Here is a 26,381-nt window from a genome sequence, read left to right on the forward strand (position 1 = left end):
CCGCTGGCCACCGGCGCGGCGCGGCTGGTCGTCAGCCGCCATAGGGAAACCATGCCGCCGGAACACGCGCCGGTTATCGCCATTCCCCATCACGAAGCCTTTTCCGTTATCGTGCAACTGCGGGATTTCGCCTCGCACCGACTCTGGCATGACGGCCGCCTGGTCCACGCGGGCGGACACGCGCAGCAGGCCGTCGCGATTACCAGGCTTACCGAGGACTGGCGTTGCCAGCATTTGAGCGCCTTTGATAACGTACGATTTTTAATTACCCGCCAGGCGCTGGACGAATTCACCTATGACAGCGGACAAAAGCGCATCGGTCATTTTGACTGCGCTCCCGGTGCGCTGGATCCGGTGATTTATCATCTGGCACAGGCGCTGATCCCGTTATTGGGTCAACCCGGCGGCATGCATGATTTTATGTTTGATCATATCTCCCTGGCGCTGTTCGCCCATATTGCCGAAGTCTACGGCAAGGCATCCCAGGACTGGACCCGGCAAAAAGGCCGGCTGGCGCCCTGGCAGGAACAACGGGCCAAGGATTTTATGCTGGAAAACCTGGCGAAGGGCGTTTCGCTTGAATTGATTGCCCGGGAATGCGGCCTGTCCCGCGCGCACTTTGCGCGCAATTTCAAAAATACCACCGGCACTTCCGCCTGTGTCTGGCTGCAAAACATGCGCATCCGGAAAGCGCTGGAACTCCTGGGCGCCAGGCAACAGACGCTGACGGAGATCGCGCTCGAATGCGGTTTTACCGACCAAAGCCATTTTTCACGGGTATTTAAAACCTTTACCGGCACATCGCCGGGTTATTGGCAACGCACCCAGGGCGGCAGCCTGGCCGTACCGACGGCGCCGTGGCCCCCGGCACAGCCCTGAGCCTATGCATCATGCCGGCGCATTACCCGGCGCGCCTGACGTATCATTGGCTAAAAACAGGAGATGACGCAGCGCCCCGTGCGCCATCGCCACCTCGGTGGATTCCTGCAGCGCGGCGATATATTTTTTAGCGAATTCCGTGTCGTTTTCCGGCCCGAGGGCAAGTAAACGCTCAATGACGGTTTTATATGACAGGACCGTTGCGGCATCGATGTCGTCCGGTTCATCCAGCCGTTCGTCCAATTCCACCAAGATCTCCGACAGGCGCCGGATCCAGGCAAACTGCGGATGGCTGCTCACCAGTTGCAAATGCTCAAACGGGCCGCCGATCGGGCCGAAGCGCGCCGTTTCCAGGTCAATCAAGGCCTTATGCAGCTTACGTAATGAGGTTGAAACGGTTTTGAGGCTGGCGCGATAATCGCCATTGACATGCTCCGGCATAATGATGTTCCTCATAAGAAGGGAAGCGTTAACGACTTTGTGATTTAACAATATGCAGCCGTTCCGCCGCCCGCACCAGATCGGCCAGGGAGCGGGTCTGCATTTTTTCCATCACCCGCCGTTTATGGACCTTGGCGGTAATTTCACTGACGCCCAGCGCCGTGGCGATTTGTTTATTCAGCAGGCCGCCGATGGCCAGTCCCAGTACTTCGCGCTCCCGGGGCGTCAGGGTTTGATGCCGTTGGGCCAGGCTCGACTGCTCGCTCACGAACGAGAGGTTTTTTTCCGCCGCCGACAGCCCCTCGCGCACGGCGTTAAGCAGGTCTTCCGCGTCGATCGGTTTGGTTAAAAACTCGCAGGCCCCGGCCTTCATCGCTCGCACCGAAAGAGGAATGGTGCCAAACCCGGTGATAAAAATAATCGGCAATTCCCTGCCCTTTTTTTCCAGCGCGGCCAGAACCTGGAACCCATCCGCCACCGGCATATTCATATCGAGGATCAAGCAACTGGGGAGCGGGCCAAAATGCTGGTTCAGGAACATCTCCGCCGAGGCGAAATCGGCAACGTTAAAGTCTTCCGACTGTAGCAGCCGAACGATGGCTTGTCTTACCGCATCATCATCGTCAACAACATACACAATATGATCCATGGCATGGTCCTATTATTGATACGACGCGTGTCTACGCTTCGATAATCCCTGGAAGGCCGCTGCCGATCTTGTAAAATAGTACGATTTTTTAACGAAACAAGTGATATTAGCCAACAAAAGCCGGACAAGTGAGGGCAATTCAGGGATAGTAGCCCGGGCCATAATGTCATAACACCATGGCCATACCAACTTGGCCGGATAGACTGATAAACATAATTAATTTTAATGTTTAACAATTTATCTTGTAGACATATACATATTGGTGTCATGATTGTTGTAAATAAATATTGATATTAAATTCCGCCACAGGTAGGAGGCTGAGTGATTTAACATGGCCAGAGCGAAACGTCCGACAGATGAAAATATGCAGGCCGCGGCCACGCTATGTGCCCGGGATCGCAGCGCGGTGTATGAGAAATTAATGAATGCCATCTCGGAACACCGCCTGAAGCCCGGCACCAAGCTTACGGAAGAAAAGCTGGCGGCCATTTTCAAGGTCTCCCGCACCGTCGTAAGAGAGGCTTTGCAACAAATGGCTTTCGAGCGCGTGGTGGAAATCCTGCCCAACCGTGGCGCTTTTATTGCCAGCCCCACCATTGCGGAAGCGAAGGAATTTTTCCAGGCCCGGCGCTATGTCGAGATTCCCTTGCTGGAAAATATATGTCAGCGGGTGACCGCGCAGGAAATCACGCTGCTGCGCCAGCACGTTAAACAGGAAGAAAAAGCCAGGCATTCAGGCGATCGCCGCAAGATTGTGCGCTTGTCCGGCGAGTTTCATGTGCTGCTGGCCTCCCTGGCGGGAAATCGTTTTCTTGAAAGAACCGTACGCGGCCTGCAGTTATTGACGTGCTTGACTATCCTGCTGTATGACACCCCCACGGACGTCACCTGCCAGCACAACGAGCATGAACGGCTGGTCGATGCGGTAGAGGCGCGGGACAGCATGCGCGCGCAAAAACTGATGTTGGATCACCTGTTGGGGATCGAAAATTCGCTTCATCTGGAAGAGCCGGAAGAAGAGGAAGACGATCTGGAAGAGATCCTGCTCGGCACGGGAAACTGAATTTCTTATATCTGGCGCATGCGGTCCGGCAGCCTCGATGTCCCCCTATCCTTTACATCCACCGGTTTTCCCCTGTAGAAAGAGCGCTTTAGGCGCTCTTTTTTTCACTTTGTATTTTCCTTTCTTTTTGCCCGCAAAACGCTATATATAAGAAATGCATATCACGAAAATAAAACTGATGAACAATTTAAATAATTATTGACTTCAATTTTGCATGATCTTATTGTCAAATTTAATCCATATCCTCTGCCGCAACGATCCCGACGCTATTTCGCCGCAGATGATTGTTGACAATCTTTAAGCATTTTGTGGAGCACCGCATGTCTGAACTGGTATTGGCTCATGGTGAAGCGCTTTCCAACCTGCCGTTATTTGTGGCGCAGGCATGCGGTTACTTTCGCGAACAGGGATTAACGGTAAGGGTGCCGGAACTCAGCGGCACGGCGTCAACCATCGCCTTGCTCAGAAGCGGCGCGGCGCAGATTGGCACCACGGGATTTACCCAGCCGCTGAGCGATTTCAGCGCGCCGGATCCGCTGCGCATTATCGCCGGAAGCGGCGTTGGCGGCATGGCGGTAATGATCCATCCGGACAGCGTGGCCGCGGCGCCTTCTGCCCTGCGCTTCGGCACCTTCTTCGAGGACCCGATGGAAGTGTTGCTGCACGATACGATCACCCATTACCGCGGCGCCTGGCAACACAGCGATATTCGTTATTTCGACACCTTGCACCAGGCGATTACCGCCATGCAGCGGCGTGAAATAGACGCCTGCACTTTTATCGAGCCGGTGATTAGCCAGCTCGAAATGCTGGGTTTTCAAAAAATGTGCGACGCCGCCGAAGTGTGGGGAACCGGTTACCCCGATACCGTATTGGTCACACGCCAGAGCTTTTTACATCAATACCCGGATGTGGTGGATGCGGTGATAAAGGCCCTGTTGCAGGCGGAAACCACGATAAAGGCGGATCCGCAGGGCGCCCTGGCAAGCGTAACCCGATTTTATCCCGGCGTTCCCCCGGCGACGATGATGCAAGGCTTGGCGCGGCAACCGCCGCAAATCGATATTCGCCCTCTTGCCGGCGCCATTATCAGCCGGTTCCAGGCGCTGGCGGCGATGGGCAGGCTGGCGCCGCCGGAGAATCCGTATTCCGTACTCGATTTCAGCCGGTTATCCGCCCTGCTGGCGCAAACGGAGTATACGCACTAATACGCGGCTTCGCCTACCACCAGGCCGCGACAGCCATCCACTGGACATTATGCCTTGCAGGCAGGGGTTCGTTCGCTCTTTTATCAACACCAGGAGACAAACATCATGTCAACAAAACGGGTTTTTCCGCGGCTTAATGGCTTTGATATCAATCGCCGCCATTTCCTGAAACACAGCGCGCTGGCGGCCGGCGGCCTGGCGTTGGGCAAATACCTTATCAGCACCCCCGCCCTGGCGGCGGATATCACCACCTTTAAGGCCACCCATGGGACGGGCTTATGCAACTGTCCCTTCTTCCTGGTCAAGGAACGCGGGCTGGCGAAAAACGTCGCGCTGGATTTTGTCACCACCCCGACTAACGCCGATATAGCCGCCTTGTTCGGCGCCGGGCTGGTGGATGTGACGGTAGTCCCCTACACCAACTTTATTACGCTTTTCGCCCAGGGCGCGCCAATCAAGATCGTCGCCGGCTCAGGCGTGCAGGGCTGCGTAATCGTCAGCCAGCAGGGCATCGATTCCGCCGAAAAGCTGCGCGGCAAGACGCTGGGCACCTTCCAGGCGGATACGCTGGAAATGCTGCCTTATGACTACCTGAAAAAAGCGGGCATGGGCTTTGCCGACGTCAAAGTGCGCTACTTCGGCACCTCCCCGGAACTGGCCCAGGCGTTTATCAACGGCAATATCGACGCCATGTGCCATATCGAACCTTATGCTACCCAGGCATTGCAGGCGCGCCCTGGCGCAGTACGGCTTTCCGACGGCGTCGACATCTATGGCAAGAACTATAGCGATTGCGTGCTGGCGGTACGCTCCTCCGTGCTGGCGGAAAATCGCGAGGCGGTGAAGGCGCTTATCAAGGGCATGATGATCGGCCAGCATCAGGAAGAGACCGACCGCGCCTCGGCGGTCAAGGATACCGTGGGCAAATATTTCAAGACCAGCTACGAAGCCACCCTGGACGCCGCCGCCAAACAGCCGGCGATGATAGACCAGCGGCAGAACCAGGATTTTATCCTGCAGCGCGCCAATAACCTGAAAGAGCTGCGTTACATCCAGAAGGTACCAGGAACGGATATCTTCGACTGGTCATTGCTCAATGAGGTGATTAAGGAAAATCCCGACTTGTATGGTTCGCTGGAGCTGAAAAGCGCATGAAGGTGAATACCCTGCGAAAGCCGGTAAAAGCCGCCGGTGTTTCACCGGTCGAGATCATTCCTCCGGTCAGGAAAACCCGCCGCCGCGGCTGGCCGGCGTTTTTCTCGCGCCTCGGCTGGGGCGTGGCTTCCGTCGCCCTGTTTGCCGGGATCTGGGAAGCGTGCTGGGCTTTTGGGGGATTAAATCCGCTGTTGTTGCCGCCGCCACATATCTTCCTGGCGAATTTTGCCCAGCAGGCGCAATACTTTATCCCAACCGATGTGATTGGCCAGGTCACCAACGACACCGCCTTATTGTCGTTGGGAAAAACCATTCTCGCCACGGTGGGCCGCGTGATGGCGGGCCTGACTCTTGGTTTCATCCTGAGCCTGGTGTGTGGCCTGGCCATTTGCTATTTCCGTCTGTTTGGCAAGCTGGTATTGCCGACCATCACACTGCTGGCGCCTATTTCGCCTATCGCCTGGCTGCCGGTGGCCATTTTTATTTTCGGCATCGGCAATCCGCCGGCGATTTTCATGGTGTTTATTTCACTGTTTTTCGTCATGACGGTATCCACTATCAGCCAGATTGAGAGCGTGAGCAAAACCCATCTCAACGTGGCGGCGGTTATGGGGGCCACCCGGGCGCAAACCTTCCGTTACGTCATTATCCCCGCCATTCTGCCCGCGTTATTTTTCGTACTGCGCATGAACCTGTTCGGCGCCTGGATGATTGTGCTAGTGGCTGAGGCGACAGGCGTTGGCAGCGGGTTGGGGCAAATCGTCATGCAGGCGCGCAATACCTTCAATTCCAGCCTGTCGTTTTTCACCATGACCATCATCGGCATTACCGGATTTGTTTTCGATCTGCTGTTGCGCTATGTGCAGAAAAAGCTCCTTTACTGGGTACCTGACAACCGCGCCGGAGGCCAGAAATGACGCAAAATACCCTCCCACAGCCGCCGCTGATTGATTGCAATAGCGTGGGCAAAGTTTGGACCGACGCGCAAGGCGGCGCTGTCGTCGCGCTGAAAAATGTCGACTTGCAGGTGGCGCGCGGAGAGTTTGTCGTGCTGCTTGGGCCCAGCGGCTGCGGTAAAAGCACCCTGCTGTATATGATAGCCGGGCTGGAATCGGTCAGCGAAGGCTCAATCCGCTGCGGCGGCGCCGAGGTGTCGCAACCGGGCACCGATCGCGGATTTGTCTTCCAGGAAGCGTCGCTCTATCCCTGGCTTTCGGTTGCGGAAAATGTCGCCTTCGGCCTGAAGATGCAGGGTATGTCGAAAGAACAAAGGCTGAAACGGGCGCAGTCCATCTTGCAAAACGTCGGCCTCGCCGATGCCGCGGAGAAACGGCCCGATCAGTTATCCGGCGGCATGCGCCAGCGGGTGGCGATGGCCAGGGCGCTGGCGCTGAATCCCGAGGCGCTGCTGCTGGATGAACCCTTTGCGGCATTGGATGTGCAAACGCGGGCGAAGATGCAGGACTTTCTTATCCGCATATGGCGTCAAACCGGCGTATCGATGATTTTTGTCACCCATCATATTGATGAAGCCGTGGCGCTGGCCGATCGCGTGGTGGTTTTTACCGCGCGTCCGGGCGGCATCAAAGAAATCATTCCCATCGATCTCCCGCGGCCGCGCGACCCCAAAAGCCCGCTCTTCCACCAGCTCAGCGATCATCTTATCGATTTGCTGCGCGATGAAGTCGATCGCGCCTTTGCCGAACAGGAGGTGGGCTGATGATATCACCCTACCTGCCGGTGGCCGCGCTGCAAATGCCGCCGGGTTGCGAGGATTTGGCGCTTAATCGCCGGCAGCTGGAGGCGGCCATTACCCGCGCCGCTCAAGCCGGCGCACGGCTGGTGGCGCTGCCCGAGCTGGCGCTGACGCCCTATTTTTGCGCCGCGCCGGCGGAAAAATATCGCCACTGGGCCGAATCCGTCCGGGGCGAGAGCGCCGGATGGTGCGCGGCGCTGGCCCAGCGGCTGGGATGCGCTATTTTATTGCCGCTCTATGAGCACGATAGCCAAACCGGCTGTTACCACAACGCCGTTATCGGTTTTGACCGCCTGGGGAAACGGCTGGGCGACGGCGCCCTGGCCAGGAAGCTGCATTTGCCGGCCAGCGACTATCCGCCGCCCGGCTATGACGAGGCCGCGCATTTCACGCCGGGCGACGGACTGCAAAGGTTCGCTATTGAAGGCTGGCGCTGTGCGATTTTGATCTGTTATGACCGCCGCTTTCCTGAATGCTGGCGCGCGCTGCGCCAGGCGGGGGTTGAGGTGGTCATTGTTCCCGTCGCCGGCAGCGGCGGCGATGACGCAGCCTTCTTCCTCGGCGAATTGCGTACCCATGCCAAAGAGAACGGCCTGATAGTCGTTTGCGCCAATAAAGTGGGCGAGGAATGGCTGGACGAAATAGCGACGGATAATTACGGCGAGTCGTGTGTGATCAACGCCGACGGCACGCTGCTGGCGCACCGCCCTCGCCACCTTGGGGCGGGGGAAGTGAACGCAACGCTGGATTACCGGCAATTCAGTCAAATTCGTCAGCAAATGCGCTATTTCAACGATCGGCGCGACGATTTGTTCGGCCCCGTGCCATACGGCTGGGTACGATAAACTCACAGCTACAGGATATCCCTATGTCTGAATCATTGATCTTGGCGGGCACCCTTATCCAGGGGATCGGCGACGATGGTCGCCCGATCGCGGTGGAACGGAGCGCGCTTTACCAAAAAGACGGTGTTATAGAGGACATCGGCAATGCCGATGATTTGATCCATAAATATCCCCAGGTCCGCCGCTACGGGTCCATGCAACACGTGCTGATGCCGGGATTTGTCAACAGCCATCATCATGTGGGCTTAACCCCGCTGCAGTTGGGTTCGCCCGATTATGCGCTGGAACTGTGGTTTGCCAGCCGCATGGGCGCGCGCGAGGTGGATTTGCGGCTGGATACGCTTTATTCCGCTTTTGAGATGATCGCCTCCGGCATCACCACCGTACAGCATATCCACGGCTGGCGCCCCGGCACGCTGGAGACGATACACCAGGCGGCTGGCGCGGTGCTTGCCGCCTACCGTGAGATAGGCATGCGCGCCTCCTACAGCTTCGCGGTGCGTGAGCAGAATCTGCTGGTCTATGAAGCCGATGAACGGTTTGTGGCCCGCGTGCCGGCTGAAATCCAGCCGCAGTTGGCTGCCCATTTGAAAAAACAGCGGCTGCCGCTGGGCGATCACCTCAAACTGTTCCGCATGCTGGCGGCAGATAATAGCGGCCAATCGCTGACCCGTATTCAACTGGCGCCCGCCAACCTGCACTGGTGCAGCGACGAAGGGTTACAGGCGATCAAAGCGGAGGCGGATAACGCCGGCGTGCCGATGCATATGCATCTGGTCGAAACCGCCTACCAGCGGGAATATGCCCGTAGACGCACCGGCACCACGGCACTGGCGCACCTGCACAAGCTGGGCCTGCTGGGACCATCGCTGACCCTGGGACATGGCGTTTGGCTGAACGAGGCCGATATTGAACTGGCGGCGGCGACGGGAACCTGCGTTTGCCATAACTGCAGTTCTAATTTGCGCCTGCGCAGCGGCGTCGCGCCGCTGAACGCCTTCCGCCGCCATGGGCTGACCGTCGGCCTGGGGCTGGATGAGGCGGGAATTAACGAAGATCGCGATATGCTGCAGGAGATGCGTCTGGCGTTGCGGGTGCATCGCGTGCCCGGCATTGAGGACGATGAAGTGCCGTCCTGTGGGGAAATCGTGCGCATGGCCACCGAGGGCGGGGCAAAAACCACCCCCTTTGCCGGACGGATCGGCCGGCTGGAGCCGGGAAAACTGGCGGATGCGGTGCTGTTCGATTGGCAAAGTATCACCTGGCCGTATCAGGATGAGGATATTCCCCTGCTGGATGTGCTGGTGCAGCGGGCGCGCGCCAAGGATATCGAGAGCGTATTCATCCAGGGCGAGGAAGTCTGCCATCGGGGGCGGTTTACCCGGGTCGATCGCGCCGCCGTGCTCAATGATATCGCGCAAAAGCTGGCCGCGCCGCGCAGCGCGGACGAGCAGGCCCGGCGCGAGCTGGGCAAGGCCGTATTCCCGCATGTAAAAGATTTTTACCGCGATTATCTGGCGCAGGAAACGCCGCGCGCACCGTTCTACGCGCCGTCGTCCCGTCGCTAGCAGGATACATTCCGCCGCCACACGTCATGACGGCCAGTGGCGGATTTCATCAGCGGATATCACGTCCCCCGGTTCGGCTTAGCGCTGAGTGACGGCGAAAATACAAAACCCCCGCGATGCGGGGGTTTTAAGCCTGGATGTGGCAAGATGGGCTGGGTAGCTAGTTGGGTAGGGTACGTGCGTCCTGACGGATTAGCCGTTACCCCCCCACCGAACCGGACTTGCACATTTCTATGCATCCGGCTCTCCATTGGATCAAACAAAGCTTCTTCGGTCTGGCAGTGTTCCTCTGTGAAGGTTGACGTGACAGATCCGGCAGATCACTAATGTTTTCCTGTTACGGGCAATCATCAGCGTCTTCCAGTTATCTGTACCCGACTTGATATCCTTAAGTTTCCTCACATGGTGGACTTCAAAAGGGCCGGTTCTGGTACCGCAATATTCACATTGGCATGCAGCCATCCTGTCCAGCAATTCAGTTCTGCCAGAATATTTATACGTATTCGGCAATATATCCGGTGAACTGTGTTTGGGCGCACTCCTGTTTTTGAGTCTAAATACCTCCAACTCATATACCTTTCCATTACGATTTTCCCGATAAACATACCTGTCATCCGCTTGCCTTAACCGCCGCGCGATTTTGGTGCGAGATATCCGATGCTTACCTGCCAGCGTCTTATAAAGACTGTTTTCCCATATCCAATGCAACTTATTGAGATAGAGAACGGGGGCAAGATTGTAGTAATTCGCGTAGCCGCGCATTTCAGCGTTGTACTGACTAATGATTTCATAGTCAGACATGTGCATCATTGCTGGCCGACCAGCACTATTACCATATCCGCCATCGTAATTCCCATAGCCACGTAGAGAGCAGAATTTCAGGATTCTTTCCCTCGGTACACCCAGATGGACGTGTTCCGTTATCGTACGTTTTACCGCATGAGTTTTACTTCCATCTGTATTAAGCCCTACAACACATTTGACCTGTTTTCTTTCACGGCGTGTTTTTATTTCATAACCGAGAAAAGTGAATCCTTTCTTCGGGTCAATAATGCCGGATTTTTCCTTTGATATTTCCAGATGAAGTTCGGATTCAACAAAATAGACAACCTCTTCCATTATCTTTTTTGCCTCACCTTTACTTCCTATCACTCCAATCAGAAAATCATCAGCATATCGAACATACCGCATTCTTTTGAATTCAGTATCATCCATAATAACACTGGATAGTGTGCGCAATTGTTTCTCCAGTTCATCCGCTTCCTGTTTCCACTTTTGGATTTTCTGCTCATCAGCAGGCATTCCTGAAGCGCCGAAACCTTGCCTGATCCATTTAATACGATTTGTCCGGTTTTGTAGTGCTCTTCTGTATATGGGATTGGGTTTCCTCCGTCCTCCTTTGCCGAATTCGGTGATTCTATTTTTCATAAATTCATCAAGCTCGTGGAGAAATACATTGGCAAGAATAGGGGAGATAATGCCACCTTGTGGTGTTCCGCTATGAGTGCCAAAGTAACGCCAGTTGTCCAGATAGCCAGCTTTCAGGAACTTCTTGAGAAGCGCCAGAAATTTGTTATCAGCGATCCGCTTGCTCAGGAATTTCAGCAGCAGATCGTGGTCAATGTTGTCGAAGTAACCTTTGATATCAACATCACATACCCATTTTGTTCCTTTCCAACCGTTTCTGATTTCTTTTAATGCAGAATGACAGGAACGCTTAGGCCTGAATCCATAGCTCCAGTCGCTAAAAACCGGTTCATAGATTTCTTCCAATAACATTCTCATTACTTCCTGTATTAATTTATCGTCTCCGGTTGGAATACCTAATGGACCTTTCTTTCCATTCGGTTTTCGGGCATCTTTGGGTATGTGCGTGCGCTTACAAGGTTTGGGTATGTACGAACCGGACTCTATGAGGTGAATAAGACTAATAATCCTGTCCACACTCATTCCATCCATCGTATTGTTATTTATTCCTCTCGTCATGGCTCCCTGGTTAGAATAAATATTAGCATAGGCCTGTGCCCAAAGATCTTTATTACTGCACATAATTTTATGCAGTTTCTTGATCTTATAACCTTGTATACTGGCTTTGTTTATACCATTTAGAGCATTGAGTGTTCTCTGTGATAGCACTGACTATCGAACCCCGCTTCTATTAGTATAGATCCAACTGACTCCCTTCCCCCTTACGAATATAGTTTCACTGATAATTACTTATCAATTTATATATATTTTTCAGATTGGTTAGCCAATTGCGACTCCATTACAGAGGTACGTTGGGTACTACGGAGTCTCCGTTACCCTATTGGTTAATTACTTAACCAACTTAGGTAATCCCGTATTTCTTTGTAGTCAAGGTGCATCCCACTTAGGTTTCACTTACGTTCAATTACCACTCTCACCGAGCAGGTGCCAACATTGTTGGATATAGTAACCTTCTAAAAATAATTACTATAAATATTGGTATGACTCCTAAATAACCGTGAGCCATCGATATCCCGAAACCCACTATGAACTATGATTCAACCAATCAGGCTTAACCATATGGGATTTGCAATGGCTGGCGCAAAGTAGGTTATTTCCCCGCAACCAGCCTTTTCCTGACATGCTACACTCCCCTCCCTCTTTCGAGGTTCAAACCCATTACTGGGTAAGGATAAGTCAGGCTTGCAATAGGCACTCCAACAGCCTATGATTAATTCAATAACTCGAATTAACCACTTGATTTACAAAGCAAAACGGCACACTTAAAACGGGATATCGTCGTCAAAATCCATCGGCGGCTCATTGCCCGCGGCCGGCGCATTGTTCTGCGCGGCGGGACGACTGGCCGCGGGCGCTGCCGGCGCCGCGCCGCCCGGATTGCCGCTGAACTGCGCGTTGCCGCCCTGCGGCTGCTGCGGCTGGCCCCAGCCCTGCTGGCCGCCGCCCGCGCCCGCGCCGGCACCCGCCGCGCCGCCGCCCTGGCGGCCGCCCAGCATCTGCATGGTGCCGCCGACGTTAACCACGACTTCGGTGGTGTAACGTTCCTGGCCGCCCTGATCGGTCCATTTACGCGTTTGCAACGCGCCTTCGATATAGACCTGCGACCCTTTTTTCAGATATTCGCCGGCCACTTCCGCCAGCTTGCCGAACAGCACCACGCGGTGCCATTCCGTTTTTTCCTTGGTCTCGCCGGTCTGCTTGTCGCGCCAGCTCTCGGAAGTGGCCAGAGTCATGTTGGCCACGGCGCCACCGTTCGGCATGTAGCGGACTTCCGGATCCTGGCCCAGATTTCCGACTAGAATCACTTTATTAACGCCTCTGCTGGCCATGTCGACTCTCCTGATAAGATGTTTTACTTAAACGTTTACGTAAGTGTAATCGGTAAAGTTTACCACGCAAATGCCCAAAGGACACGGGTGAAAATCATTGCGGCTGCGATCGCAGCCCGATGAATGCAGAGTTCAGCGTTACAATCAATACTGGATATTCGTTCAGCTTTTTTTGTGTCATAATTGTCCGTTTCGCGCCAGGTGTGTCGTTGCAGGCATCACCGGCGGCAAATATTCATCCGGTGTCGGGATTAAGTTGAATGGATAAGATCGAAGTTCGGGGTGCGCGTACCCACAATCTGAAAAACATTAGTCTGATTATTCCCCGCGACAAGCTCATAGTGATTACCGGCCTGTCCGGCTCCGGCAAGTCCTCGCTGGCGTTCGACACTCTGTATGCCGAAGGGCAGCGCCGCTACGTCGAATCGCTGTCCGCTTATGCCCGCCAGTTCCTGTCGCTGATGGAAAAACCGGATGTCGACCATATCGAGGGGTTGTCCCCCGCTATTTCCATCGAGCAGAAATCCACCTCGCATAACCCGCGCTCAACCGTCGGGACGATTACCGAAATCCACGACTACCTGCGCCTGCTGTTCGCCCGCGTCGGCGAGCCGCGCTGTCCCGATCACGACGTGCCGCTGGCGGCGCAAACCGTCAGCCAGATGGTGGATAACGTGCTGTCGCAGCCGGAGGGCAAGCGCCTGATGCTACTGGCGCCGATCGTCAAAGACCGCAAAGGCGAGCACAGCAAAACCCTGGAAGGCCTGGCCACCCAGGGCTATATCCGCGCCCGCATCGACGGCGAAGTATGCGATCTCTCCGATCCGCCCAAACTGGAACTGCAAAAGAAACACACCATCGAAGTGGTGGTCGACAGGTTCAAGGTGCGCGAAGATCTGGCTCAGCGCCTGGCGGAATCGTTTGAAACCGCGCTCGGCCTGTCAGGCGGCACGGCGGTGGTGGCCGAGATGGACGGCGGCGATGCCGAGGAGATGCTGTTTTCGGCCAACTTTGCCTGCCCGATCTGCGGTTATAGCATGCCGGAGCTGGAACCCCGGCTGTTCTCATTTAATAACCCGGCCGGCGCCTGCCCCACCTGCGACGGACTGGGCGTGCAGCAATACTTCGATCCGGAACGTGTATTGCAGAACGAGGAAATCTCGCTGGCGGGCGGCGCCATTCGCGGCTGGGATCGGCGCAACTTTTACTATTTCCAAATGCTGCGCTCCCTGGCGGACCATTATAAGTTCGATGTGGAAGCGCCGTTCAATGCGCTGGACGCCTCGGTACAGCAAAAAATCCTGTTCGGCTCCGGCAAGGAAACCATTGAGTTCAGGTATATCAACGATCGCGGCGACAGCTCGGTCAGGCGCCATCCTTTCGAGGGCGTGCTGCCGAACATGGAGCGCCGCTATAAGGAAACCGAATCCTCGGCGGTGCGCGAGGAACTGGCGAAATACATCAGCAACCGGCCCTGCGCCAGCTGCGGCGGCACCCGCCTCAGGCGCGAGGCGCGCCATGTGTTTGTGGAAAACACCACCCTGCCGACCATTTCCGATATGGGCATCGGCAATGCGCTGGGGTTCTTTGATGAGATGAAACTCAGCGGCCAGCGCGCGCAGATTGCGGACAAAATCCTCAAGGAGATCCGCGATCGGCTGAAATTCCTGGTGAACGTGGGCCTGAACTACCTCTCGCTGTCCCGCTCGGCGGAAACCCTGTCCGGCGGCGAGGCGCAGCGCATCCGCCTGGCCAGCCAGATCGGCGCCGGCCTGGTGGGGGTGATGTATGTGCTGGACGAACCGTCCATCGGGCTGCACCAGCGCGATAACGAACGCCTGCTGGAAACGCTTATTCATTTGCGCAACCTCGGCAATACGGTGATTGTGGTCGAACATGACGAAGACGCCATCCGGTCGGCGGATCATATTATCGATATCGGCCCGGGCGCGGGGGTGCACGGCGGCGAAATCGTCGCGGAAGGCACCGCCGAGCAGATCATGGCCAATCCGGCCTCGCTGACCGGCCAGTTCCTAAGCGGCAAGCGGGAAATCGCCATCCCCGAACACCGCATACCGGCCGACCCCACCAAGGTGCTGAAGCTTATCGGCGCCCGGGGCAATAACCTCAAGGATGTTACGCTGACCCTGCCGGTGGGCCTGTTTACCTGCATCACCGGCGTCTCGGGTTCCGGTAAATCGACGCTTATCAATGACACGCTGTTCCCGGTGGCGCAGCGCCAGCTCAACGGCGCCACCACCACCGAGGTCGCCCCTTATCGCGATATCCAGGGCCTGGAACATTTCGATAAGGTCATTGATATCGACCAAAGCCCCATCGGGCGCACGCCGCGCTCCAACCCGGCGACCTATACCGGCGTATTCACGCCGGTGCGTGAACTGTTTGCCGGCGTGCCTGAATCCCGTACCCGCGGTTATACGCCGGGGCGTTTCAGTTTTAACGTGCGCGGCGGACGTTGCGAAGCCTGCCAGGGCGACGGGGTGATAAAAGTGGAAATGCACTTTCTGCCGGATATCTACGTGCCCTGCGATCAGTGCAAAGGGCAGCGTTACAACCGTGAAACCCTGGAAGTGAAGTATAAGGGTAAAAATATCCACGAGGTGCTGGATATGACCATCGAGGACGCCCGCGAGTTTTTTGACGCGGTGCCCGCACTGGCGCGCAAGCTGCAAACCCTGATCGACGTGGGCCTGTCCTATATCCGGCTGGGCCAGTCGGCGACCACGTTGTCCGGCGGCGAGGCGCAGCGCGTGAAGCTGGCGCGCGAACTGTCGAAACGCGGCACCGGGCAGACGCTGTATATCCTTGACGAACCCACCACCGGGTTGCATTTTGCCGATATCGAACAGCTGCTGGCGGTACTGCACCAGCTGCGCGATCAGGGCAATACCATCGTGGTTATCGAGCATAACCTGGACGTGATTAAAACCGCGGACTGGATTGTCGATTTGGGTCCGGAAGGGGGCAACGGCGGCGGCGAAATCCTGATCTCCGGCACGCCGGAAACGGTGGCGGCCTGTGAAACCTCGCATACCGCGCGTTTTCTCAAGCCGATCCTGGCGCGCAAACATCATCCGGTAACCTCCGTCGGGTGATGGCGCAAAGCCGCCCTACCCAACGCCGGGCAACCACCCGGCGTTGTTTCCCTGCCTTATTGGGTATACGCCGCCTCGTGAAAATCAATTTCCCACACCAGCACCTGGCGGTAAAGGGCGGAAAGGCGCCGGCGCTCCGTCTCCGGCAGGGCCGCGGCGAGGGCGTCCAATTCCTCTTTTAACCAGCGCGCCTGGGCAAAAAACGCCTCGGCGGCATGCATCTCCACCCAATGGCGCAAATCGGCGTCCGACTGCGCCGACTCGCTGACGCGCCGACACCAGGCGTAATACATCCACTCGGCGCCGAACATCAGGGTAATAATATCCGCATAGCCCCCCTGCCGCGCCGCCGCCAGCATACCGTCGCGAAAACGGGCGACCGCCGGCACATCGCGCCTGTAGTTGTTAATATCGATGCCGCGCCTTGCCAGCACGTCCTCAAAATAGCCCATCTGCTCGTCCACCAGCGCGTTTAGCACGCCCACCAGCCAGCGCTGCTGGCGGATGCCAGGCGCCTTGCTCACCGCCAGGGCAAAAATGCCGATGGCCGTGGCGACAAAATCGCCTTCAAACACCAGGTACTGGTTAAACACCCGCGCCGGCAGCCGATCCTGCCCGATATCGGTGACAAAACGATGCTGCTGCATGGCCTGCCAGGTGGATTGATGTTCCGCCAGCAATTGTTCGCTAAAACTTATCACGATCACGCCTCCAGCGCGGCCCGCGCCGCGGCCATAAAATGTTTAACCCGCGCCGGCTCCACTTCGTTCCACCATACGCCGCCCACTTTCAGGGTGCTGGCCACGATCACCCCCTGGGTGCGCTGCAGGATCTGTCCTACGTTATCTGGCGTGACGCCCGACCCGACCAGCAACGGCAACGCCGTGGCCGAACGGATTTCGTCAATTTCCTCCAGGGTGGCGCTGTCGCCGGTGCGCTGGCCGGTGGCGATCACCGCGTCGGCCTGGAAAAAATCCACATCGCGGGTCAGTTCCTGGATGGAGCGATCGGCGACAATGGCATGGCTGCCGTGTTTTACATGGCTGTCGGCAAATACCCGGATATGCTCGGCGCGCAGCAGGCTGCGATAACGCAGCGCCCTGGCCGCCGCCCCCTCGATAAAACCTTCGTTGGCGATGTAGGCGTTCGCCCATTGGTTGACCCGGATAAAATCCGCGCCGCCCGCCAACGCCGTGGCCAATGCCGGCAACGCCGCATTGGCCAATACATTGATGCCGAGCGGCACGCCGAATGCCATCTTAATACGATCGGTAATCACCGACATTAACGCCGCCGTTTCCGGGCCGATATCCTCGGGTTTAGAAAAAGGAATATCGCCGTGGTTCTCGACAATTAATCCATGCACACCGCCTTCAATATAACTTTTTGCGTCATAGAGCGCGCGATCAATTATTTTAGCAAAAGACTGGCCTTTATATTGTGGCGAGCCGGGAAAGGCTTCGCAATGGACCACGCCAATAATCGCTTTGTTTATTGAAAATATATCTTGTATTGCGCTTGGTTTTTCTGCTGATATAGATGCCATTATGTTTCACCTTCTAAGGAATAAGTTATGCACGTCTATGTCGTGGGTAATATGGGCGTTGACCAGACCTATCAAATCGATGAACTGCCGGAAAAAGGCGCATCGATCCATGGCCGAAAAATATCGCAGGATCTTGGCGGTAAAGGCGCCAATCAGGCCGTAATATTGGCCCGCTGCGGAATAAGCACCACGTTAATCGCCGCCCGCGGCAACGATCATCAGGGTGACTGGTGTCGCGATAAATTAGCTCAGGAATCATTAACATTATTTCCAGAAGAACCCTTGGATTGTGCGACCGATACCTCGATTATCTTAAACAGCGCCGACGGTGATAACGCCAATATTACCACCACCACCGCCGCCGGGATGTTATCGCTGGCGCAGATAACTTCCGTCCTGGCCGATGCCCGGCCGGGCGATATCGTCTTGCAGCAGGGTAATTTCTCCTTTGATAAAACGCGCGCCATTTTTGAATATTGCCGCAGCCGCCGGTTATACACCGTGTTTAATCCCTCGCCGGTCAAAACGGAATTCGCCCGGCTCTGGCCGCTGGTCGATTTGGCCGTGGTGAACAGCGTCGAGGCCCGTTTGCTCAACGCCGCCCTGGAAAACAGGACCGACGCCGCACGGCGCCTGCTGGCCGGCGGCAACGGCGCCCTGGTCATGACCCTGGGCGCCGACGGCGCGGTATTGTTCAGGGACGGCCGGCAACTGCGGGCCGAAGCCGCGCCCTGCCGGGTCGTCGACACCACCGGCGCGGGCGATACCTTTTTGGCGGCCATGCTGGCCTCCGCGCTGCGGCGCGACCTGCCGGTTGATGCTATCGCCCTGCGGCACGCGGGCCTGGCGGCGGCAGTCACCATCGGCCGCAGCGGTACGCTGCGCGCGTTTCCCACCCGCGCCGAGCTTGACGCCATCCTGGCGTGACCGGACGCGTTCATCCATCCCGGCCCGGGCCGGGATGCCGTACGGGTAATGGCGTTATCACCCATGACCATCAACACCGATCCGATCGGCGTTATTTAAACAATGGCCGATAGGTATCGACGTTGGTTTTGGTCACCACCGCGGCCGGTACCAGGATATTTTTCTCCACGCTGTTGCCGGCGGTTACCGCGTTTAGCGCCTTCAACGCCTCGGCGCCCATTTTCTGCGGATCCTGCTGCAGTACCGCCGCCACATACCCCTGATCGATACCGGCAATCGCCTGGGCGGTCAAATCCCAGCCGAAGACCTTGATATCGCCCTGGCGTCCCTGGTTGACCACCGCCGCCATGGCACCCAGCAGCGCCGGCTCGCCGGTGGCGTAAATCGCGGTCATATCCGGGTTGCCGGTGATCAGGTTTTCCGCCGCGGTCAGGGCATCATCCTGGATATTGCGTCCGTCCACCACATCGGCGACGGTAATCGCCGGATTCTTTTTTAACGCGTCTTCAAAACCTTTCTGCCGGGCATTCTGAATGGCTGAGTTCAGGGCGCCGACAATACCGACCTTCGCTTTGCCGTTCATATTTTTTTGTACATAATCGGTAAAATAATCGCCCAGGATCTGGCCTCCTTTGACATTATCCACGCCCACCTGGGATTTTTGCGGGCCGTCCGGGAGTACCGCGTCGATGGCGATAACCGGTATATGGGCGTCCGCCGCTTCCTTAATGGCGGGCATAATGCCGTTGACATCAATAGCATCCACCAGGATGCCTTTCACTCCCTGCTGGATATAGTTTTCGATGGCGTCATTCTGCGCCACCGGATTGTCGTTGGCATTAAAGATGACCAATGATTTACCGCTCTCTTTCGCGGCTTCCTGCGCGCCTTTATTCATCAGGTTAAAGAACAACGCCTGCTGGTTAATTTGCACCAGCGCGTAGGTGGGCGGCGCGTCCTTGGCCATTGCCCCGGCGGAGAAAACCCCGCCGGCCACGAGCGCGGCGGCGCTTAGCGAGCATGCTACAGTACGGATAATTTTTTTACTGGCATAGAATGACATAACGTTGTCCTCGTCGGAAATAAACGCTCAGGGCATGATGGGAAATGTAAAGCGGCAGCCGCGTTACGCATCAAGGATTATTTTTTGGCGGGACAAATATCTGATAGCGCGAAGAAACATTCCCGGGCTTAAATCGTTTTCGCCGGGTTTGCATACATCGTCACTGCTGAATCCTTACCATAACCTGTCCATGTAGGCTATTTCACGGCAGGAACCAACAGGCTTGGGAATAACTCCCGGTTACTCTTTGGTGCAGGTAAACTGTTAATTACAATTAATCGGCGCCGTTTTTTTGTCAAGCGCTAATTTTTTTATGGCTAGCAGCCGGGAGCCCGCGCCGGCTAAAAAAAGGCTGTAAACGCCTGACCAAAATGTGTTAACAATACCGCTGGATTCACTGACAGCGGTGGGCTGGATGGGTAAAAAAAGGGTCGTACTGTCGGATGTCGCCGCTCTGGCGGGCCTGTCCAAGGCTACCGTTTCGCGCTACCTGAATAACAGCATCGTCCTGCCGCAGGCCACTATAACGCGTATCGAGGATGCCATTGCCAGTCTGGACTATCGGGCCAACAGCCTGGCGCGCCGCCTGAGCAAGGGCGGCAGCGAGACTATCGGCCTGGTGCTGCCGGATATTACCAATCCGTTTTTTGCCGAGCTGGCCGATGCGGCGGAAGAGGCGGCCTCTGAACACCACTACAGCCTGGTGCTGTGCATTACCCGCAATAATCCCGACAAGGAGCGTCAGTTTATCCGCTGGCTGGATACCTGCCAGGTGGACGGCCTGCTGTTCACGACCAACCGGCCCGATAACGGCCTGCTGCGCGAGGAGTTGCTGGGCCATCAGCGCATCGTGCTGATTGACGAGGATATCCCGGGCAGCGCCGTGCCTAAGGTCTTTGTCGATAATGTCCAGGGCGGAATACTGGCCACCCAGCATTTGCTTGATGCCGGACACCGGCGTATCGCCTTTGTCGGCGGTCCCGACGCCCTGATGAGCGTGCGGGAACGGCATGAAGGATTCAGGCAGGCGATGGCGCGCGCCGGTTTGAGCTGCCCGCCGGAATGGGTACTGTATGGCGATTACAGCCGCGAGTTCGGCCAGGCCGCCCTGCACCGGCTGCTGGCGCTGCCGGATGCGCCGAGCGCGGTATTCGCCGCCAGTGATTATCTGGTGCTGGGTCTGCTGGACGGACTGCGCCAACGGGGCCAAAGCGCCCCCGACGCACTATCGCTGGTCGGCTTCGATGACGCCAGCTATGCCGAGCTTATCACCCCGCGGCTGTCCACCATTCGCCAGCCCGCCCGGCTGCTGGGCCGCACCGCCATTGAGATTATGATGAAGCTGCTTGGCGGCGGCCAGGCGGTGGCCCAGGTTACCCGCATCCCGGTGGAATGGATTGGCCGCGATTCGGTTAAACCTTATGCCCCGGTCTAACGCTTTTGCACCATAACGGCGCATGCCTGCACAACCCTGCGTCACGGCGCGGTAATCCGCGCCGGTCCCCCTGACCGGCAAGTCCGGGATCGCAATGTTGCGAATAATTTTTATTATCTTAAAAAACAGTTAAATACCTGTTCATTACACCAATATGTCGCCCCCGCCCCATCCTGAATGGCATGAAAGCTGCTTGATGGCGTATGGCGATACAAATATCCATGAGCAGCGCGTTATTGCGAGTGGAGCGGCGAAAGTGGATTCCCGTTATTTTGGTAAACCGGTTTACAAAGGAATGCAAACCGAAAATAACGGCAATTTCCGACGCCGGCGTGACGGCCCTGCGGGCCGGCATGCCCCCCCTTCGTATTTGTTAACACGAGTGGAGGTTAATCAATGGCTGTAGCACAGAGGGTGCCACCCCGGGTGGAGATGGTGGCCATCACCAAAACCTACGGATCCATACGTTCGCTACGCGGCGTCAATCTCAAGCTGGCGCCGGGCGAGGTGCTGGGACTGGTCGGCGATAACGGCGCGGGCAAATCCACGCTGACCAAGATTTTATCCGGCGCGGTGGTCCCCTCCAGCGGCGCCATCCGCATCGACGGCAGCGAACAGCGATTCGCCACGCCCGCCGATGCCCGCCGCTGCCATATCGAAATGGTCTATCAGGATTTATCGTTGTGCGACACGGTGGATGTGGCCGGTAATTTATTTATGGGCCGGGAGCCGCAGACGCGGCTACTGGGCATGCCGTTCCTGGATGAAAAAAGAATGCATGCCGAGGCGCGGGACATGCTGCAGGGGCTGGGCATTTCCATTCCCGATACCCGTCTGCTGGTGCGCAACCTGTCCGGCGGGCAACGGCAGGCCATCGCCATCGCCCGCGCCGCGGCATTCGAACCCAAGGTGCTGATCATGGATGAGCCGACCGCCGCGCTGGCGGTGGCCGAGGTGGAGGCGGTTCTGGCGTTAATCAAACGCGTCAGCGCCCGCGGGGTCAGCGTGATCCTGATTACCCACCGCTTACAGGATCTGTTCCTGGTATGCGATCGCATTATGGTGATGTACGAGGGCACGAATGTTGCCGACCGCCGGGTGGCCGATACCAGCCTGGCGGAAATCGTTAACCTTATCGTTGGCGAAAAGTTCGAGGCGCATTCCGCCCGCGCCCATTAACGGGGGATCTCCGCATGAGTATGATAAATATGACCAGTACCCGAATGATCCGGCACTCCCTGCCAAGACGCATCCTGCACAATCACTCCGGCGTGGTCAGCATCGCGCTGTTTTGCCTGTTCTGCTGCGTGGTGTTTGCGCTGATTACCGATAACTTCCTCAGCGGCGCCAACTGGCTGAATATTATTCGCCAGAGCGCGCCGCTGCTCATTGTCGCCACGGCCATGACGCTTGTGATCACCACCGGCGGCATCGACCTGTCGGTAGGATCCACCCTGGCCCTGGTGGGCGCGCTGTCCGCCATTGCCCTGAATAACTGGGGATTGCCCTGGCCGGTGGTGCTGCTGGGCGGCCTGGCGCTCGGCGGGATGATAGGCGTGCTTAACGGGTATTTTATCGCCTACGAAGGCATCCCGGCCTTTATCGTCACCCTGGCGACGCTTGCGGTGGTGCGCGGCGTGGCGCTGCTGATAACCCAGGGCTATTCCATTCCCATCCCGGCCGATAGCCCTTTTACCCTGCTGGGACGGGCATGGGTGATAGGGTTGCCCTTGCCGGCCATCCTGGGCGTGCTGGCCCTGCTTTGCGGGCATGTTTTGCTTAATCACACCCGTTTCGGCCGTTATGTCACCGGCATCGGCTCCAACACCGAAGGAGTCAGGCGCGCGGGGGTCAATACCCGCGCCACCACCCTGTGGGTGTATGTGCTAAGCGGCATGAGCGCCGCGCTGGCGGGAATGATTATTACCGCCCGCCTGGGCAGCGGTTCCTCCAACCAGGGCGAGGGATTCGAGCTGCAGGTTATCGCCGCGGTGGTGCTCGGCAGCACCAGCCTGTTCGGCGGATTCGGCACCATTATCGGTACCCTGCTGGGGGCCCTGTCCATTGCCGTAATCCAAAACGGACTGATCCTGTCGCATATATCGCCGTTTTATACCCAAATTGCCACCGGCACCATAATCCTGCTGGCAATCTGGCTCAATACCCGCATTTTTAATCCCGTGCCGACCAAAGGATAGACAGGATGCAAAACTCGATTTTCCGCCATGCCGATCCGCTGCCGCTCGGCGTGGACAGCGGTTATGTGATGACGGTGCTCGGCCCGCTGCCGGTGGCGCGGATGGGGGTGACCCTGATGCATGAGCATATTCTGCTGGATGCTTCCGGCAAATGGGTGCCGCCCTGCTGCTGCAGCGAACGCCACCTGGCCGAAATGCCGGTGCGGATGGAAAACCTCGGCGAACTGGCGCTCAATCCCCTGGCCAGCCGCGATAATTGCCAGCTGTTCGACCCGGAGCTGGCGGTGGCGGAGCTGATGAAATTTCGCGCGCTCGGCGGCGAAACGGTAGTTGATCCCACGAATATCGGCATCGGCCGCGATCCGCTGGCGTTGCAGCGCATTTCGCGCCTTACCGGCCTGAATATCGTGATGGGCACCGGCTTTTACCTGGAACCCTCGCATCCGGCCTACGTCAAGACCCGATCGGTGGAACAGTTAACGGAGCAGCTTATCTACGATGTCGGCGGCGCCGTGGAAAAACCGCTGGTTATCGCCGGGCTTATCGGCGAAATCGGCGTATCCGCCGCGTTTACGCCGGATGAAGAAAAATCGCTGCGCGCCGCCGGACGCGCCAGCGCCGCCACCGGCGTGCCGATGGAAATCCATTTGCCGGGCTGGGAACGCCACGGCCACCGGGTGCTGGACATCCTGGAGCATGAGGGCGCCGACCTGCGCCATGTGGTGCTGTGCCATATGAACCCCAGTTTCCAGGATAAAACCTATCAGCGCGATCTGGCGCGGCGCGGCGCGTTCCTGGAATACGATATGATCGGCATGGGTTATTATTATGCCGATGAAGCCGCGCAATCGCCGTCGGACGAAGAAAACGCCCGCGCCATTCGCGAGCTTATCGACGACGGGTTTATTCAACAGGTGCTGCTGTCCCAGGATGTGTTCCTGAAAACCATGCTGACCCGCTATGGCGGCCATGGCTATGGTTATATTCTCAAGCATTTTGTACCGCGCCTGCGGCGCCACGGCATCAGCGGCGAGCAGTTGGAAACCCTGATGATCGATAATCCCCGGCGTGTCTTTACGCGCTGAATGCCGCGGGGCATCGCCCCCGTGGCGCTGATTGCGGACCAAGCCATGAACCCGAACGATGACGTTATTTCACTCACCCGCGCCCTGGTGCGGTTTAATACCATCAATCCGCCCGGCGACGAGTCTTTATGCATGGCATTCCTGGCGGATTATCTGCGGGAACAGGGATTCAGCATCGATCTCAAGCGGTTCGGCGAGCGGCGGTTTAACCTGGTGGCCCGCCTCGCGGGCCGGCGGGCCGACGAGAAACCGCTGGCGTTCACCGGCCATGTGGATACCGTGCCGCTCGGCAACGCGGAGTGGCGTTTTGACCCCTTTGCGGGCGAAATCAGCGACGGCCGGCTGTACGGGCGCGGCGCCAGCGATATGAAAGCGGCCATCGCCGCCTTTATCGTCGCCTGCCGCCAGTATCGCGATGCCATCCTGGCAGGCCCCGGCGTGGTGCTGGTCTTAACCGGCGGCGAGGAAACCGGCTGCGACGGCGCCCGGGCGTTGATCGACGCGGCGCGCGACACATTGCCGGCGGCAGGCGCGCTGATTGTCGGCGAACCCACCGCCAACTATCCGGTCATCGGCCATAAGGGCGCCTTGTGGCTGCGCTGCGAAACCCGGGGAAAAACCGCCCACGGCGCCATGCCGGAGTTGGGTATCAACGCCATTTACCTGGCCGCCGAGGCAATAGGCAAGATCCGTCATTTCACGCCGGGCGCGCCGCATCCGCTGATGAAACAGCCCACCCTGAACGTCGGCACCATCCGCGGCGGGCTGAATATCAATTCGGTACCGGACCATAGCCAATTTGACGTGGATATCCGCACCGCGCCCAATCTGCGTCATGACGAAATCCGCCAGCGGCTGACCACCGCGCTGGGCGATACCGTGACGGTGACGACGCTTGTGGATCTGCCCGCGATACTGACCGAGCCCCGCAACGCCTGGATCCGCCGGGTATTCGAACGCTGCGCCCCGCTGCATGACGCGCAGCCAGAGCCGCGCGTGGTGCCCTATTTTACCGACGCCTCGCTGCTGCTGGGCGCGCTGGGCGCGCCGCCGTGCATTATCCTCGGCCCCGGTGAACCGACGATGGCGCATCAAACCAACGAATACTGCGCGGTGGATAAACTACGGCAGGCCGTAGCGCTGTATGGCGCTTTAATTAGCGACTGGGGAAAATACGGCGCGGCGTAACGGCACAGGCGCCGCCGCAGGGTGAGCGCGTTTTCGCCCTGTCAGATATTCAGTTCCTGGCGCCGCGCGTCCGGCAGCGATTCCACCGCCAGCTGCCAGGAGGCGTCGGCCAGGTGATAAAACTGCGAATCAGGGATATCCCCGTCCAGGAACAGCGTATTCCAGTGCGTTTTATTCAACAGGCCGCACGGCACGATGGCTTGATATTCCGCGCGCAGCGATGCCGCCATTTCCGGACTGCTTTTCAGTGAAATCACGGGCTTGCCATTCATTTCGTGGGTCATGGCGAACATAACCTCCCCCACTTTTACCTGACTGGCCTGCCATTCTTGCCGCAGGCTCTGTTCCGTGCCCGGCTTATCCATGCAATACGCCAGAAATGTGGATTGATCCATATTTACTCCCCTTGCAGGGTAGCGACGATGCGGCGCTCCCCTCCCCGATTACGATGTTCACCCAGCCAGATGCCCTGCCAGGTCCCCAATAGCAATTTACCCCGACCGATGGGGATCAACAGTGACGCACCCAGTAAAGACGATTTAATGTGCGCGGGCATATCGTCCGCGCCTTCGTAATCATGTTCATAGGGGGCGTCCTCGGGCACCTGGCGCAGGAAATGGCTTTCCATATCGGTTCTGACGCTGGGGTCGCAGTTTTCATTCAGCGTCAGCGAGGCGGAAGTATGCTGCAGCAATAAATGCAGCAGGCCGGTGCGAATATCGGCAAGCGCGGGGAGCTGGCCGGCTATCTCGTCGGTGACCAGGTGAAAACCGCGCGCGCGGGCTTTCAGGATCAGGGTTTGTTGATGCCACATAGTTCAGGCTCCTTTCAGTAAGTTTAAGTATAGCAGCGCGAGCATAGGGGCATACCGGCGTGGAAAGGGGTGATTAATAGAGGGGGAACCGGAGAAAAGCGGGCGTTCATGGCAGGCGCCGGCGGCCC

General features: G+C 57.4%; 24 protein-coding genes. 15 read left to right on the forward strand and 9 right to left on the reverse strand.

Features of this window, described 5'->3' with window-relative positions; translation table 11 throughout:
• The first annotated feature begins 51 nt into the window (after positions 1-51).
• The gene (locus ACL2XM_RS20130; protein ID WP_413721862.1) at positions 52-879 is read left to right on the forward strand and encodes a helix-turn-helix domain-containing protein; all 828 of its coding nucleotides are present in this window, start codon (positions 52-54) and stop codon (positions 877-879) included.
• Between the two features lie 9 nt (positions 880-888).
• On the opposite strand, the gene ACL2XM_RS20135 is transcribed toward ACL2XM_RS20130, so the two are convergent.
• Both ACL2XM_RS20135 and ACL2XM_RS20140 read right to left on the reverse strand, forming a co-directional pair.
• Positions 889-1,320: a hypothetical protein gene (locus tag ACL2XM_RS20135; protein WP_413721861.1), complete on the reverse strand. Its 432-nt coding sequence runs from the start codon at positions 1,318-1,320 to the stop codon at positions 889-891.
• Positions 1,321-1,348: 28 nt separating this feature from the next.
• Entirely contained in the window at positions 1,349-1,969 is a 621-nt protein-coding gene (locus ACL2XM_RS20140; protein WP_413721860.1) for a response regulator transcription factor, read from the reverse strand.
• A gap of 331 nt (positions 1,970-2,300) precedes the next feature.
• Here ACL2XM_RS20140 and ACL2XM_RS20145 point away from each other — a divergent pair, with 331 nt between their 5' ends.
• The 7 genes from ACL2XM_RS20145 (at position 2,301) to ACL2XM_RS20175 (ending at position 9,564) form a co-directional block, all read left to right on the forward strand.
• A complete protein-coding gene (locus tag ACL2XM_RS20145) occupies positions 2,301-3,032 on the forward strand; it encodes a GntR family transcriptional regulator (RefSeq protein WP_413721859.1) in 732 nt (243 codons plus the stop codon).
• Between the two features lie 320 nt (positions 3,033-3,352).
• Positions 3,353-4,240, forward strand: a complete 888-nt coding sequence (locus ACL2XM_RS20150) for an ABC transporter substrate-binding protein (RefSeq protein WP_413721858.1) — start codon at positions 3,353-3,355, stop codon at positions 4,238-4,240.
• Positions 4,241-4,345: 105 nt separating this feature from the next.
• Positions 4,346-5,395 (forward strand): ABC transporter substrate-binding protein, encoded by a 1,050-nt coding sequence (locus tag ACL2XM_RS20155; RefSeq protein ID WP_410012594.1) that lies wholly within the window; start codon positions 4,346-4,348, stop codon positions 5,393-5,395.
• Positions 5,392-6,312 (forward strand): ABC transporter permease, encoded by a 921-nt coding sequence (locus ACL2XM_RS20160; RefSeq protein ID WP_413721857.1) that lies wholly within the window; start codon positions 5,392-5,394, stop codon positions 6,310-6,312. Before ACL2XM_RS20155 ends, ACL2XM_RS20160 begins: the two co-directional genes overlap by 4 nt.
• Positions 6,309-7,115 carry an ABC transporter ATP-binding protein gene (locus ACL2XM_RS20165; protein WP_413721856.1) on the forward strand — a complete coding sequence of 269 codons (807 nt, stop codon included), beginning with the start codon at positions 6,309-6,311 and terminating at the stop codon, positions 7,113-7,115. The genes ACL2XM_RS20160 and ACL2XM_RS20165 overlap by 4 nt, the downstream gene beginning before the upstream one ends.
• The gene (locus tag ACL2XM_RS20170; protein WP_413721855.1) at positions 7,115-7,996 is read left to right on the forward strand and encodes a carbon-nitrogen hydrolase family protein; all 882 of its coding nucleotides are present in this window, start codon (positions 7,115-7,117) and stop codon (positions 7,994-7,996) included. The genes ACL2XM_RS20165 and ACL2XM_RS20170 overlap by 1 nt, the downstream gene beginning before the upstream one ends.
• A 23-nt stretch (positions 7,997-8,019) precedes the next feature.
• Positions 8,020-9,564, forward strand: coding sequence for an amidohydrolase family protein (locus ACL2XM_RS20175; protein ID WP_413721854.1), 1,545 nt, complete (start codon positions 8,020-8,022; stop codon positions 9,562-9,564).
• 255 nt (positions 9,565-9,819) lie between these two features.
• Here ACL2XM_RS20175 and ACL2XM_RS20180 read toward each other — a convergent pair whose 3' ends face one another.
• Together ACL2XM_RS20180 and ACL2XM_RS20185 are read right to left on the reverse strand one after the other, a co-directional pair.
• Entirely contained in the window at positions 9,820-11,700 is a 1,881-nt protein-coding gene (locus tag ACL2XM_RS20180; protein WP_413721853.1) for a group II intron reverse transcriptase, read from the reverse strand.
• Between the two features lie 614 nt (positions 11,701-12,314).
• On the reverse strand, positions 12,315-12,881 hold the full coding sequence (locus tag ACL2XM_RS20185) for a single-stranded DNA-binding protein (RefSeq protein WP_413727367.1): 567 nt from the start codon (positions 12,879-12,881) through the stop codon (positions 12,315-12,317).
• Positions 12,882-13,141: 260 nt separating this feature from the next.
• On the opposite strand from ACL2XM_RS20185, the gene uvrA reads away from it, so the two are divergent.
• Entirely contained in the window at positions 13,142-15,997 is a 2,856-nt protein-coding gene (gene uvrA, locus ACL2XM_RS20190; protein ID WP_410012601.1) for an excinuclease ABC subunit UvrA, read from the forward strand.
• Between the two features lie 56 nt (positions 15,998-16,053).
• Here the strand turns inward: uvrA and ACL2XM_RS20195 are convergent, their stop codons facing one another.
• Together ACL2XM_RS20195 and ACL2XM_RS20200 are read right to left on the reverse strand one after the other, a co-directional pair.
• Complete coding sequence (locus ACL2XM_RS20195; protein WP_413721852.1) at positions 16,054-16,698, reverse strand: TenA family protein; 645 nt, start codon at positions 16,696-16,698, stop codon at positions 16,054-16,056.
• Positions 16,699-16,700: 2 nt separating this feature from the next.
• A complete protein-coding gene (locus tag ACL2XM_RS20200; protein ID WP_413731507.1) occupies positions 16,701-17,543 on the reverse strand; it encodes a BtpA/SgcQ family protein in 843 nt (280 codons plus the stop codon).
• Between the two features lie 27 nt (positions 17,544-17,570).
• On the opposite strand from ACL2XM_RS20200, the gene ACL2XM_RS20205 reads away from it, so the two are divergent.
• Entirely contained in the window at positions 17,571-18,470 is a 900-nt protein-coding gene (locus ACL2XM_RS20205; RefSeq protein WP_413721851.1) for a ribokinase, read from the forward strand.
• 91 nt (positions 18,471-18,561) lie between these two features.
• Here the strand turns inward: ACL2XM_RS20205 and ACL2XM_RS20210 are convergent, their stop codons facing one another.
• Positions 18,562-19,533, reverse strand: coding sequence for a substrate-binding domain-containing protein (locus tag ACL2XM_RS20210; protein ID WP_413721850.1), 972 nt, complete (start codon positions 19,531-19,533; stop codon positions 18,562-18,564).
• A gap of 415 nt (positions 19,534-19,948) precedes the next feature.
• Between ACL2XM_RS20210 and ACL2XM_RS20215 the strand changes: the two genes are divergently transcribed.
• The 5 genes from ACL2XM_RS20215 (at position 19,949) to ACL2XM_RS20235 (ending at position 25,439) form a co-directional block, all read left to right on the forward strand.
• Positions 19,949-20,968, forward strand: a complete 1,020-nt coding sequence (locus ACL2XM_RS20215) for a LacI family DNA-binding transcriptional regulator (RefSeq protein WP_413721849.1) — start codon at positions 19,949-19,951, stop codon at positions 20,966-20,968.
• A 432-nt stretch (positions 20,969-21,400) separates the two neighbouring features.
• Entirely contained in the window at positions 21,401-22,147 is a 747-nt protein-coding gene (locus ACL2XM_RS20220; RefSeq protein ID WP_410016658.1) for an ATP-binding cassette domain-containing protein, read from the forward strand.
• 23 nt (positions 22,148-22,170) lie between these two features.
• Complete coding sequence (locus tag ACL2XM_RS20225; protein WP_410016659.1) at positions 22,171-23,166, forward strand: ABC transporter permease; 996 nt, start codon at positions 22,171-22,173, stop codon at positions 23,164-23,166.
• 5 nt (positions 23,167-23,171) lie between these two features.
• Positions 23,172-24,251 carry a phosphotriesterase gene (locus ACL2XM_RS20230; RefSeq protein WP_410012607.1) on the forward strand — a complete coding sequence of 360 codons (1,080 nt, stop codon included), beginning with the start codon at positions 23,172-23,174 and terminating at the stop codon, positions 24,249-24,251.
• A 45-nt stretch (positions 24,252-24,296) separates the two neighbouring features.
• Entirely contained in the window at positions 24,297-25,439 is a 1,143-nt protein-coding gene (locus ACL2XM_RS20235) for a M20 family metallopeptidase (protein ID WP_413721848.1), read from the forward strand.
• A gap of 41 nt (positions 25,440-25,480) precedes the next feature.
• Here ACL2XM_RS20235 and ACL2XM_RS20240 read toward each other — a convergent pair whose 3' ends face one another.
• Together ACL2XM_RS20240 and ACL2XM_RS20245 are read right to left on the reverse strand one after the other, a co-directional pair.
• Positions 25,481-25,834 (reverse strand): MmcQ/YjbR family DNA-binding protein, encoded by a 354-nt coding sequence (locus ACL2XM_RS20240; protein ID WP_410012609.1) that lies wholly within the window; start codon positions 25,832-25,834, stop codon positions 25,481-25,483.
• A gap of 2 nt (positions 25,835-25,836) precedes the next feature.
• On the reverse strand, positions 25,837-26,253 hold the full coding sequence (locus tag ACL2XM_RS20245; RefSeq protein ID WP_410012610.1) for a secondary thiamine-phosphate synthase enzyme YjbQ: 417 nt from the start codon (positions 26,251-26,253) through the stop codon (positions 25,837-25,839).
• Positions 26,254-26,381: the final 128 nt, after the last annotated feature.

The organism is Sodalis sp. RH20 (assembly GCF_047324205.1).
GTDB lineage: Bacteria > Pseudomonadota > Gammaproteobacteria > Enterobacterales > Enterobacteriaceae > Acerihabitans.